Genomic DNA, 12,131 nt, shown 5'->3' with positions numbered 1-12,131 from the left:
TTTCGCTTTTGAACCTATTGCGCTTTGTTTCATGAAACTTCTTATTCTTTTTAATTGCCTTATGAACTTCATTGGAGTCAATTCAAATACTCCCTAAAGCATCTTCTAATTCTTTATGAAGGCTAAGCGCTGCCCAGGCCCCGTCAGTGATAAAGAAATCAACAATATTATCATAGCACCACGCTATATAAGTAGGGTTGTTCTGCATGGCCTCTGCAACCGTTTCACCTTTGTGTTGGCCAAAACTTAAAACAGTATCAAAATCATACAATTCCATGATCAACTATCGTTAGGTTTTTGCCAGTCTCTTACGTCTATTTTACCGGTTACCGCCTCACTAATTAGTGACTGACGATACTCTTTGAGTTTTTGGATTGAAATATTTATGCTATCTATCGACTTCTTAATTGAAGAGTCTTTTCCTTCAAGAAATTCGAGTATGATGTCTTGTTCGGCTCTTGGGGGTAGCAAGAGTTTTAATTTTTTAAACTCTGTTAAACCAATTCTTAACCTTGTTGTCCCTGTGCTTTTTAATTCTGCCTGAAAATTGAAATATTTGGAATTAATGGCATATTCTAAAAATTTTGAAGAGACTTTTTCATCATTAACTTCAAATCTTATTCCATCTGAAGCCATAATGTATCTTCTATCGAAGTCTGGCATTATACAAGCTCTAGCAACAGGATCAGCCATTTTTGCAATAATCAAATCACCTGGAAAAATATTACATGAGAATAGTTCATCCGCTTTTTCTTCACTTGTATAAATTTTATAATGATCTCTAAATTCGCCAACACCAATATTTTGAAGTTGTATAATTCTAACACCTTCGGGAGTGAATTCTTCATTCTTTAGATCTGAGCCAAAAGGACCTCCAGTAATTGAATATTGGTTCTGTTTTGCCACAGAAGAAATCTTAATAAACTTCCAGTGCTTCGGTATATTTCCAAGCCAATCAATGCGACTATCTTTCAGTTCAGCTCCAGGATTCAATCCCTTAGTCACAGCTTCGTTAATAATAGCCTGCCGTTGCTCTTGAAGTTTTTCAATGAGCTTTTCTTTTTTGTCAATAAGAGAGTCGATCAATGTAGTATGATAGTCCAGAAAGGCTGCTATTTTGGATTGTTCCATTTTAGAAGCTGGAATCACTACAGGCAGGTTCTGGATTTTACCCATCTGCAAATTAATTCTTGTAAATCCTTTTGCTTCTATTGATAAAATCTTTCTGTAAACATCACCGCTCAATAGGTAATTCAAAAACTTGGCATCTAAGTCCTTGTTATCAAATAACCTGAAACCTTTACAAAAACTGTTTAAATAGGTGTTCTCTGTATCATCTAATAGAATAGCTGTTTTCCCTATATCATCATAATTTTCAGAACTCATTAAAAAAAACAGGTCGTTCTTTTCAACTTGATTTTGATTTTCATCTGGAAAAATCTCAACTGAATCTAGTTTCTCCAAATCAATTTCAAAATTATTGGCGATGTTAGTAAATGGGATGTAATTGTGATTAAATTCAGAATCTTCTTTTCTAAAATCGTCGCCCTTTTTACCACTTAGACCACTATATAAAGCTCCCAAAAACTTCAATCTAATGGGTTCCCAATGATTTGGAACATTTCCGATCCATTCTACACCACTCTCCTTATATTTCTCGTAAGCTTTCTGCATTAGCTAATTAAGTCTTTTAATAGATCGGCAATATTTTGCTCAAGAGATTCAATTTCTGTTTTAATAGTGCTCGCCGCGCGCAAAGGTGTATAGTTATAGAAATACTTAGTAAAGTTAATTTCGTATCCTATACGGGTTTTGTCATAGTCTATCCAAGCGTTCGGTACGTGTGGTTTAACTTCTGTCTCAAAATAGGTTTCCACGTCTTCAGACAGCGGTACACTTTCAGTATCGCGTTTCTTGCTGTCAGGTTTTGGATTTCCTTTGCTATCCAAAACAATTTTCCCGTTTTCATCTACTTTAGGCTTTTCAACCGTTAACTGATAGTAGCCAAAGTACTCGTTATCAAAAATCTTGGAGTGCTCATTTTCCTCAAAGTTTTGGTAGAGCGCTAATAACTGCTCAATGTGATCGGCTGTAATTTCGTTTCGTTTATTACCTAAACTTTTCTTATTGGGTTGGCAAAATAGGTGCTTGGTCTCTTCCTTTCCGGTAACTACAATGGTCTCTTGCGCATCGCCGTTTATGAGCTGTACTTTCCCTTTACGGTGCGGAGCCTTGTCATTGGTTAAAAACCAGATGTAGGTATTAATACCAGTGTTGTAGAAAAGATCTTTTGGTAAAGCCACTATACACTCCAGCCAGTCATTTTCAATGATCCATCTGCGGATATCACTTTCGCCAGATCCTGCATTTCCTGTAAACAGGGGTGAACCATTGGTTACCACGCCAATTCGTGAACCTTCGCGCTCCATCTTAGAGATCATGTGCTGCAAAAACAGTAGCTGGCCATCGCTTACTCTGGGAGTTCCTGCATAAAAGCGCCCTGCAGGGTTTAAGGCTTCATTCTCAATGAATTTTCGGTCTTTCTTCCAGGTAACCCCGTAAGGCGGATTGGCCATCATATAGTGAAAGGTCTTGCCTTGAAAGCGATCTTCACTAAAAGAATTACCATGTTTAATATTATTGGCATCTTCGCCGGTAATTAAGGCCTCTGACTTAGCAATAGCATAAGACTGCTCATTAATTTCTTGACCATAAGTAACAATGGTAGGCTTATTTTCACTCCCTGAACAGACCTGTTCAAGGATAAACTTTTTACCCAAATTTACCATACCCCCGGTACCACAGGCAGGATCGAATATGGTTCTAATAATTCCTGGCTTGGAGAGCTTATCTTTCTCATTAACAAACATGAAGTTGTTCATGATCTCAATGACGTCCCTTGGGGTAAAATGCTCTCCCGCTGTCTCATTGGACTGCTCGTTGGAGATACGGATTAGTTCTTCAAAAACATAACCCATTCCATGATTATCTATAGCCTCTGTGTGCAGATCTATCTTACAGATCGCATCGATCATCTCATAAAGCAACTTATTTTTGGTAAGGCGCGCTACAATTTTATCAAACTGGAAGCTCTCTAGTATGTCTTGTACCTCTGGGTTGAATCCGTTTAAATAATTGTTGAAGTTAATTTGAATGTATTGCGGTTCATCCTTTAGCGAATGCAGGGTGTGTTTCGAGGTATTGTAGAATTTGAGTCCTCCAGAAGCTTTGCGTAAAATAGGAACCAGCTTATCCCCGTCAACTTTGTCTTTAAAATTGGCATAAGCATCTCTCACTTTTTGGTTAACGGGTTCTAAAATACAATCTAGTCGTCGCAGCACTACAAAAGGGAGGACCACATCCCCGATCTCATTTTTCTTAAAGGCATCGCGTAGCACATCGTCTGTAATCTGCCAAATAAACCCTACTTCTACTTTGTTATTATTACTCATTTATGATTTAAATGTTGTCTGTTTTTCTCTTTGACTTTGCAAATATATATCGCATGTGTGCATTTTTTGTGCACACATTAATTTAATAGGCGGTTTTTTATGGTTTTGTCCTTATTGCATCCAAATAACATTCTTTCTGCAGTATTTCCATTAGCCTTCACAAAAGCTGATAAAGTAGCGCACTTAGTTTCCAATTTACCAAGTGTGTTAGACGCAGCTTGAAAATATTTGGTGCCAAGATTATCGAGGTTAGAAAAAACCTCATAATGTTCGAATTCATTGTCTAAATTCACAACGTCCACTTTCCTAGCATGGAAAAGATCATAACCATGGTCCATTTTTCCAATGACGTAGTTGCTTATCAATCTTCTACGATGGATGGTTTGAGCAAGAATCAACTCTAAATGTATATCGTATGGGCGTAAGCCCCTAATTTTCGCCAGTAATTGACCATACGCTTTTATCCACCACTCTTCCGGTTTATTATAGTCATTTGCAAAAACAGCTATTTGATATTCCACCGCCAAACTATCAGGAAGATAAGCATCTAAAAAATTGAATAGGTTACTAAACCCACGGTTAATCCCATCGTCTTCATTAGAGAAATAGAAGTTATCCGTAACTATCAAGCTATTTGATAAAGCTTTCTCAAAAGTGATGATGCCTTTCCAGTTGTTTTGAATATTTTGATTTTTATCTAGATCTACCGAATAAGAAAAATCAAGAATTTTTTCAGGTAGGTTGTTGACAGAATATATTGCCATACCCAAATCTTGTCTCGCGTTAAGGGCTACGGCTTCATCTATATCTAATAAAAAGATTGATCTTGGTTTTTCTAATGTTCTAGTGAGATCTGCTTTTATGTCTGCAATAAAACTCTCCAAGGCAACGGGTAATGGCATACTCGCAGAAGCTTGATGAGCTAAAAAAATGGGATCTTCGGGGTTTATAAGCTTTTCATCTAAGTCATCATCACTTATGTTGATACATATGTTTAAACCACTCTTGAGAATCTTATTCCACTGCGGATAGTCTTCAGGGAATATGGCAATTTCATCCAACAATTGCTGTTCGCTATAAATTGTTGTCATTAGCTTTTAATTTTTCGGATATTTTTGATTATTTCAATTGAAATATTAGATGCCTCATTGTAGAACCCTGGCCCAAAGTCTTTTTTAAATTTTCCTTGTTCGGTAAACTCCATCTCATAATGTCCCTCTTCTTTATGGAAATAGAATATTTTGAAAGGATTAGGGTTAACCTCTAGGTTTTTCGCGTAATCTTCTTCTATTGAATAGAGCTGAGCTTTTCTTATCATATACTCCGAGTGAGTCTCAATAATGAACTTGAAACCGTATTCTCGATTAACTTCATGAAAGAAATTGGTGAGTTTAGATTGAAGTGCGGGGTGCAGATTAAGCTCAGGTTCTTCAATTAATAGTGTAATTGTATTATCACTCTTTTTACTTATACGAATTAGACTTGCTACTCTTAAGATAAGTAGCATGGCCTGTAAAGATCCCATACCTTTGTCAGAGAGGTGGTTGACTGTTTTATTCTCTCCAATAACGTGGAATTGATATGCCTCTCCTGCGTAAAAGTCAATAATATAACTGTGTCCAACCTCAAACTCGCGCATCCATTTTTTTACAAACATGCCCTCTTCAGTGCTCTCTCCAATATCAAGTTGTTTAAACTCATGAATGGCTTGTGCCAAGGCATTGTTTTTGTCTCTTAACTGAAACAGTGCGGACTGTTTTGAAGGGTTTGCACCTAAGTAATAAAACGACTCTCTCTCTATTGTCGACACTATTTCATCAATCCAATCTTTTAAGTCTTCCTTATTGTTGTCCAATTCAACAATGTCTTGATTGAATTCATATTCATCAGCGAATTTATCTCGTAGTTCTATCGCTTGTTTATATGCAATGTTGTTGTAGTAAAGCAAAACACTCACTATTTCCTTAAGTTCGTTATCCTCTGAACGTGGAACTGAGTTTTCCTCCGCTTCATCTAGGGCGGAAAGCTCGTCTAAATGCTCTTCCGTATTGTACACGTCTGTTTGATCAAAAAATTCATCATGAAGGTCTTCATCGAAGTTCTCATCCTGATAATTTATTGGATACTCAAGGCTGTATTCGAGATCATCTTCGGCTTCGCGGATTTCTTCATTATGTGCTAGTCTATTTCGTCTATCCCTTAATTTATTTAGTTGGTCACTGATTTGTAAAGCTTCTTTCGATCCTTTCTTAGTGATATTTTTGAGTGCCCCTTCCAATTTTTGAATTTCGGCTACTAATTTTGTTAATTCTTGCTGCGTATCAAGTATTTGATCTCGTCTAGGAAGTTTTTTTATTATACGCGTTCGTTGCGTATCATAGTTAATCACCAGTTCATAACCATTCCAGTCATCTGTAATAATCAGAACATTGACATTAGCTCTAGTCTGATCATCATTTCCGGAAATGTTTAAGGTAATATTGTAATCTCCTAATTTTAAATTGAAAACAATCTCAGGTTCATCAATAAAATTGCACTTCGCCCTTCCAAAGGTTACTATATTGGCATCTTCGAGCGCTTGATTATCAAATGAGAATGTGTCAGATAGTTGATTCTTTAGATAATCTAAAACAAGAAGGAGCGCCTTTACCATAGTCGATTTACCTGAATTATTGCGACCAACCATATAAGTGATCTCACCAAACTCAAGCATTGAAAACTCCGGAAACCTTCTAAAATTTTTAAAGGCAATACCTTTTGAATGATCCTGGTTCATTTTGCAAATCTATATTTGATGTGTGCATTTATTCTGCACGGTTATATTTGTCTATTAGTTTCTTTAATCTACCGGTGATTTTATTTCTAAAATCGAGAGGTTCTAATACCTCAATTCTTTCTCCGTGCTGCAGAATTACGGCTTCCAATTCATAATTTGGGATTAACTGTAATGCAACATCTATGAACTCAATTGTTCTATTCAACACTCTCTGAGATCCATGCAATGGTTTGGTTTCTATATATGGCCATAAGTCCCGCTCAATTCTTAAGACAACCTTACATGGGCTTAGCTCATTAAAACGCGTAACACCAATAAAATCTTCAAAATACTCTTTGAAGTTTATATCTGTTTCAATGAAATCAATTGTTAATTGTGCTATATCTTCTATTCTGTCTAAAGCTAAATTAGTTATGTCTTTGAATTTTGGATTCTGCCCAAATACAAACCAACGATTATTGAATTGCTTTAGATAATAAGGATGCAATTCTATTATCTGCCGTTCATTTTCTTTGAAACTTTGGTAATGTATTTCTAATGGAGTTTTATTGATTATTGCGTGATACAAAGCATTAATGAATTCTTTTCCTTTTAAAAATTCATTTTGATCAAATTCGATGACTTGGTTAGCATCTATTCCGAATTGAAATGAAGCCTCTAGCCTTGTGGTCATACTCTCAATCCACTCGAATTGAGGCAATCCCTTGAATCGGTTTAAAGTAAGAAGTGTTTCTTTTAGCTCTAAAGCTTCATCTTCGGTTAATGGTTGGTTGTTGATAGAGAAATTAGGATCTTCATAATAGTAATATACGCTTCTTCCTATTTTGTCCTTTATGATCGGAGCAGCATACCCATTGTCACTTTTCATAAAGGCAATATCATTATAGATTTGCCTCTTTTGTATAGCCTCAGCATTTCCTGAAAATTCTTCGATAGCAACCTGACAGGCTTCTACAAGGTCATCTATAAAATATCGATTTACCCTGCTACGAAAACACCTATCCAATGTTTGATAGCGAATTATTTGATTTTTAGAATAGGGCATAAAATCTGATTAAAAATAAACCCACCTCCTTCTGCGTATTGAGAAAGAGAGTGGGGAAGTATAAAGATATTAAATTAAAAGGGCTTCACCTATAATTTTACTCTGTTCAAGATCATATCATAATGTATGCAAGTCTATTGCACACATAGGCGGTATTCTTGCATAAAAAATTATGAAACGCAGCTCACTACTTTCAATCAGCGATCTTGAAAACAGATACAATTTAGACTACATTAACACCATTTGGTGTTCCATTATGATGATGAGTACTGAATTTCTTAACATCTATCTAAAGCCTGGAGTGGATTATGAAGATATCGGCAAAAAAGCTTTTGTAAATAAGCTTGCTGAGCGATTTGAGCATTTTAGAGAATTAGGTGATACAGAGTTATTGATGGATCTTGATACTTGCCACGGTTGCAATTGTTTGCAACCTGTTTGCAAATTCATCGGCAATAAGTCAGGTAATCACTTCGCTTTATTTTTTGAAATAGAAGGTCAGGAAATTGTTGATATTTACCATTGCAATTGGTATGGAGAACAAAATATTTCTCTCAATTAGAACAAAATACGTTATGAATAAATTACTCGAAAAACTAAAGGAGCGAGAACGAAGTAAAGGTCTTGTTCCCTTGGATAATAAAATTGAAGAGGCCATAACTCTTCTGGTAAAGTATAACTATGAAGTCACTTTTGTAGGAGGTAGGACTATTCCAATATTTGATAAATTGAACTTCATACCTGTCAAACAAGTTATAGGTTTGGATACTATGATTCCATTTGACAATGAATGGAAGGTAAAAGTATGGCATAGCCTGGTAGAAGATTCAATAATAGATGATATGAGAGATTCGAATTATTTTGATACAGTCATATTGGAACCTTCAGGAATTGTCCACGAATCATATAAGGGAAGGGAAATGAAGTTGAATATTCACGAACTGGCCGCTCTTTTTGAATATGTCGATCAGCAGAAATGATCTTAGGATAACATGATTTATTATTGCTATTTTTATGAATCTCCAATTCACGAGTTACCCTGATTATTGGAAAGTTACAATTTGACAAACTGAAGTCACTGTATTGACCCGCCTGCCTTCGGGCAGGTATTCTGCTGTATTCGGCAGAATGTTGTAGCCATGCTACAACTGAATGTTAGAGGAGTTATTTTGACTGATTTCTTTTAAGAAACCACAAAAACAACCCTCACTTTTTATTGCTATGATTTTTATTATCATGGTAAGTCATGGCAAGGCTATTTTTAGCATATGGAGCCATAGATAAAGAGTATATACTTCAGTTTGTCATTCTTTTAAGATGAAATTAAATACTTATCAGACCGAATATATCCGAGATCTTTTTGCGAATATGTCTAGCAAAAAGGATTTTCTATTTCTACTTAATAAAGTAAAAGAACTGATATATAAAGAGAAGACTATTGCTTTTTCAGAACAGCAACTGAACTACTACATAAATTTAAACCCAAATGTTAAGATGGAAAAGAAGTACTTCTCTTTTTCAATTGAGAAAAAGAGTGGTGGGACACGCACAATTCATGCCCCATCTGAGGGTTTAAAAGAGTTTCAAAAGGCTGTATCAATTATTTTGAGTGCAATTCACCAGCCTCATGATAATGCTACTGGATTTATTCAGAATCGATCAATTGTAAATAATGCTCGGAAACATATCGGCAAAAACTATGTCTATAATATTGACTTAAAAGATTTCTTCCCAAGCATTGATGCAAATAGAGTATGGGCAAGATTACTAATTGAACCCTTTAATTTAGGCACCTCTGTAGAACGTAAAAAAATTGCCAATATGATAAAAGCAATTTGTTGTACAAATATGGAAGTTCAAAGGCTTATTGATGATAAATGGGAATCTGTAAACTTAAACGTACTCCCGCAAGGAGCTTCAACATCACCAGTGTTAACCAATATCATATGCGACCGTTTAGACAAGAGACTCACAGGCGTTGCCAAGCGATTTGGTCTTAATTACACGAGGTATGCCGATGATATAACCTTTAGTAGCAATCATAATGTGTATCGTCTTGATTCGGGAGACACAGAAACGATTTACACGGCCAATTCCAGCTTTGACCGTGAAGTAAGGCGCATAATAGTAGGTCAAAAGTTCCACGTTAAAGAAAGCAAGGTTCGTTTGCAGAAAAGAGGATATAGACAAGAGGTAACCGGCCTAACGGTAAACGAGAAAGTAAATGTGCCTAAACGATATATAAAAGAAATTCGTCATTGGATTTACTTCTGGGAAAGATATGGTTATGATAAAGCCACGGAGTTATTTCGAGTAAAATATCGCAAAGATAAAGGGCATATAAAGAATGACTCACCCAATTTGATAATGGTGTTGGAGGGCAAGTTACTATATTTAAAAATGGTTAAGGGAGAATATGACCCAACATATGTAAAACTCCGAAGTAGATTTAGAGAATTACTAAATCCAGATTCTGCTATAACCATCAATCTGTCCGATGATAACTACGAGTCAATAATTCTGGATACGATTTTCTCAGATGGTTTAGACGAAGCGATGAAGGAGTATGATCCAGTTTACATCGAAATAATGTCTCCTGAACAAAGAAATAAAGATGTATAAGAAAGAGAGCTTAGAAAAACTACTAGTCTTAATAGACGAAATCTGCAAGGACAACAACAATTTATGGTTTAGAAAAAGTTTGGAGTTTAAGTTTTCGGGCACTAGAACAAACTTATATGATGAGCAAGTTTTTACCAATACCGAAAAAATAAAATACTACCTCAGTTTATCCCCGGAATTAAGCATAGATTATTCATATATTCCTCATAAGACACTAAGAGCCAGACTAGAATTAGATAATTTAAGAATGGAAGGAGTTAGACTGGATATGCAAGAAAAGAAAGAATTTACACGCTTTTTTGATTACTTAGTTTTTGCATTTTATCAAGTCGAAAACCTTATTAACTTTTATTACTATGATTTGTTTCCTGTAGTTGATGATCTGATTGATCATCTTGAATCAATTGAAGGTACTAGATTTCGCGGTAATAATTCCATAACTAACATCGGAGATATTCCTATAGCGACTAAGATTTATTCATTCAATAAAACATTTTTTAATATTAAAGGAAATTATACTGGTCATACAATTGACAATTTGCGTAAAGTCAGGAATGAGGGGGTACATCGATGCTCAATTCTAGCTAAAAGTCCTATGGAAGAACGAAATAACCTTCAAAAATTCCTGAAGTTTGCCACTTACGACTCTATACTCTCCGACTTAACCAAACTATCTAATACCGTCGAAGGTGAATTTTAACTTTATGTATGCAAGTACACTGCACACATTAGTCCTAGGTTTGCTCATAACTAAAAAAAATAGCTATGAGACAAGGCGTTACAATTCTGGATTACTTACAATTTGACACCCCAACAAGAGGCCAAAAAGATGTACTACTCGCGATGTCCGATTTTGTTTCATCAGACAATTCTGATGATTTCTTAATCCTTACAGGGGCTGCGGGAACAGGCAAAACCTCGATTACAACAGCCTTAATTGGCTACCTGAATTCGAAGGGGTTATTCTATAAAATAGCAGCGCCAACGGGGCGAGCCGCTAGAATTCTGGGGCGCAAGTGCAAAACTGTAAACAGTACGATCCATTCTATGATCTACAATACTTCAGTGAATAACGAAACTGGAGAAGTGCGTTTTGTTTTAAAACCAAATCAGGTCGAGGATCTTACAATTTTCCTCATCGATGAGGCATCAATGATAAATTCGGTGAAAACCAGGTCAGAGAACAGCTTATTTTCCAGTAATGATTCGCTCCTGAATGACCTTATCAAGTTTATTAAAACAGGAAACAAGGAAAACAAAGTAATATTTCTTGGCGACCGCAATCAGTTGCCCCCTATTAATGAATCAGATTCAAAAGCGCTTTCACAAAATTTTATTGAATCTAACTTTAAACTTACAGGATCAGCCCACCATTTAGATGAGGTTAAAAGACAGGAAGATGGTAGTTATATTTTAAAAAATGCCACCGGACTAAGACGTGCCATTGAAGAAGGCAAACAGCATTTCAATCTAAGTAATGTAGGCAGAGAGTCCTTTTGGAATGCTTGTGATTCTTATATACAAAACTTTAATGAACATGGATTTGATAATGTTGTTTCAATTGGAGCAACACATAAGATGAATATGGCTTTTAACAGAGTTGTACGCAAAAAGATATATGGAGATAAGGCTAATGTGCTCGAAAAAGAAGATTTGCTAATTCTTACCCAAACTTGGAAAAGAAATGGAGTTAACTTATACAGTGGAGATCATGTAATTATTAAATCTATAGACTTGAGTAGCACCGAGTTCGTAGCTGGTTTAAAATTCGTCCCGGTTACCCTAATCTATAAGGATTTAGAAGACAATGAAGAAGAATTGGATGATTATTTATTAATTGATTCGGTCATAGATCCAAAAGGAATTACAAGAGAACAAGAGGGCAAATTAAGACACGAACGCTTCAAAAAAAATAAAATTTTTAGAGAATCTGGAAATCCTTCGGATGATAGATATGTCGGGGCAATACGGGCTACTTACGGGCATTCAATAACTTGTAATAAGGCCCAAGGAGGTGAATGGAATAAAGTTCTGCTTAACTCATTCTACATGCCGACCCTGCGCTATCAATACACCGCAATTACAAGGGCGAAAAAAGATATAATTCTCTACTAAATCAGAGATATTATTTGTTGATTTTTTATTAGAATGATATTGATTATAAGGTCTTGAAATTTCCTGATTAAATGAATCTAAAGATTGTTTAACTTTAAATCTCCACACAAATCAAGTTTAT

General features: G+C 35.6%; 11 protein-coding genes. 5 read left to right on the top strand and 6 right to left on the bottom strand.

Features of this window, described 5'->3' with window-relative positions; genetic code table 11:
• Positions 1 to 82 precede the first annotated feature (82 nt).
• The 6 genes from BTO09_RS06530 to BTO09_RS06505 all read right to left on the bottom strand — a co-directional run bounded on the left by BTO09_RS06530 (position 83) and on the right by BTO09_RS06505 (position 7,273).
• Positions 83 to 277, bottom strand: coding sequence for a hypothetical protein (locus BTO09_RS06530; protein WP_087524003.1), 195 nt, complete (start codon positions 275 to 277; stop codon positions 83 to 85).
• 2 nt (positions 278 to 279) lie between these two features.
• Positions 280 to 1,674 (bottom strand): restriction endonuclease subunit S, encoded by a 1,395-nt coding sequence (locus tag BTO09_RS06525; RefSeq protein WP_087524002.1) that lies wholly within the window; start codon positions 1,672 to 1,674, stop codon positions 280 to 282.
• On the bottom strand, positions 1,674 to 3,452 hold the full coding sequence (locus tag BTO09_RS06520) for a class I SAM-dependent DNA methyltransferase (protein WP_087524001.1): 1,779 nt from the start codon (positions 3,450 to 3,452) through the stop codon (positions 1,674 to 1,676). Before BTO09_RS06520 ends, BTO09_RS06525 begins: the two co-directional genes overlap by 1 nt.
• 77 nt (positions 3,453 to 3,529) lie before the next feature.
• Positions 3,530 to 4,543: a hypothetical protein gene (locus tag BTO09_RS06515; protein ID WP_087524000.1), complete on the bottom strand. Its 1,014-nt coding sequence runs from the start codon at positions 4,541 to 4,543 to the stop codon at positions 3,530 to 3,532.
• Complete coding sequence (locus tag BTO09_RS06510) at positions 4,543 to 6,228, bottom strand: AAA family ATPase (RefSeq protein ID WP_087523999.1); 1,686 nt, start codon at positions 6,226 to 6,228, stop codon at positions 4,543 to 4,545. Before BTO09_RS06510 ends, BTO09_RS06515 begins: the two co-directional genes overlap by 1 nt.
• A gap of 28 nt (positions 6,229 to 6,256) precedes the next feature.
• On the bottom strand, positions 6,257 to 7,273 hold the full coding sequence (locus BTO09_RS06505) for a YafY family protein (RefSeq protein ID WP_087523998.1): 1,017 nt from the start codon (positions 7,271 to 7,273) through the stop codon (positions 6,257 to 6,259).
• 172 nt (positions 7,274 to 7,445) lie between these two features.
• Between BTO09_RS06505 and BTO09_RS06500 the strand changes: the two genes are divergently transcribed.
• The 5 genes from BTO09_RS06500 (at position 7,446) to BTO09_RS06480 (ending at position 12,010) form a co-directional block, all read left to right on the top strand.
• Positions 7,446 to 7,835: a hypothetical protein gene (locus tag BTO09_RS06500; protein ID WP_087523997.1), complete on the top strand. Its 390-nt coding sequence runs from the start codon at positions 7,446 to 7,448 to the stop codon at positions 7,833 to 7,835.
• Positions 7,836 to 7,848: 13 nt separating this feature from the next.
• Positions 7,849 to 8,253 carry a hypothetical protein gene (locus BTO09_RS06495; RefSeq protein ID WP_157663446.1) on the top strand — a complete coding sequence of 135 codons (405 nt, stop codon included), beginning with the start codon at positions 7,849 to 7,851 and terminating at the stop codon, positions 8,251 to 8,253.
• 337 nt (positions 8,254 to 8,590) lie between these two features.
• The gene (locus BTO09_RS06490; protein ID WP_087523995.1) at positions 8,591 to 9,895 is read left to right on the top strand and encodes a reverse transcriptase family protein; all 1,305 of its coding nucleotides are present in this window, start codon (positions 8,591 to 8,593) and stop codon (positions 9,893 to 9,895) included.
• Positions 9,888 to 10,595, top strand: coding sequence for a hypothetical protein (locus BTO09_RS06485; RefSeq protein WP_087523994.1), 708 nt, complete (start codon positions 9,888 to 9,890; stop codon positions 10,593 to 10,595). Before BTO09_RS06490 ends, BTO09_RS06485 begins: the two co-directional genes overlap by 8 nt.
• Before the next feature lie 65 nt (positions 10,596 to 10,660).
• A complete protein-coding gene (locus tag BTO09_RS06480) occupies positions 10,661 to 12,010 on the top strand; it encodes an ATP-dependent RecD-like DNA helicase (RefSeq protein ID WP_087523993.1) in 1,350 nt (449 codons plus the stop codon).
• Positions 12,011 to 12,131: the final 121 nt, after the last annotated feature.

Origin of the sequence: Gilvibacter sp. SZ-19 (genome assembly GCF_002163875.1) — a bacterium.
Classification (GTDB): Bacteria; Bacteroidota; Bacteroidia; order Flavobacteriales; family Flavobacteriaceae; genus Gilvibacter.
This window is presented reverse-complemented; position numbering and strand designations above follow the sequence as displayed.

Bases quoted from the DNA above. Each gene is read 5' to 3' on its own strand.
- BTO09_RS06530 (WP_087524003.1), bottom strand. From the start codon at position 277: ATGGAATTGTATGATTTTGATACTGTTTTAAGTTTTGGCCAACACAAA.
- BTO09_RS06525 (WP_087524002.1), bottom strand. From the start codon at position 1,674: ATGCAGAAAGCTTACGAGAAATATAAGGAGAGTGGTGTAGAATGGATC.
- BTO09_RS06520 (WP_087524001.1), bottom strand. From the start codon at position 3,452: ATGAGTAATAATAACAAAGTAGAAGTAGGGTTTATTTGGCAGATTACA.
- BTO09_RS06515 (WP_087524000.1), bottom strand. From the start codon at position 4,543: ATGACAACAATTTATAGCGAACAGCAATTGTTGGATGAAATTGCCATA.
- BTO09_RS06510 (WP_087523999.1), bottom strand. From the start codon at position 6,228: ATGAACCAGGATCATTCAAAAGGTATTGCCTTTAAAAATTTTAGAAGG.
- BTO09_RS06505 (WP_087523998.1), bottom strand. From the start codon at position 7,273: ATGCCCTATTCTAAAAATCAAATAATTCGCTATCAAACATTGGATAGG.
- BTO09_RS06500 (WP_087523997.1), top strand. From the start codon at position 7,446: ATGAAACGCAGCTCACTACTTTCAATCAGCGATCTTGAAAACAGATAC.
- BTO09_RS06495 (WP_157663446.1), top strand. From the start codon at position 7,849: ATGAATAAATTACTCGAAAAACTAAAGGAGCGAGAACGAAGTAAAGGT.
- BTO09_RS06490 (WP_087523995.1), top strand. From the start codon at position 8,591: ATGAAATTAAATACTTATCAGACCGAATATATCCGAGATCTTTTTGCG.
- BTO09_RS06485 (WP_087523994.1), top strand. From the start codon at position 9,888: ATGTATAAGAAAGAGAGCTTAGAAAAACTACTAGTCTTAATAGACGAA.
- BTO09_RS06480 (WP_087523993.1), top strand. From the start codon at position 10,661: ATGAGACAAGGCGTTACAATTCTGGATTACTTACAATTTGACACCCCA.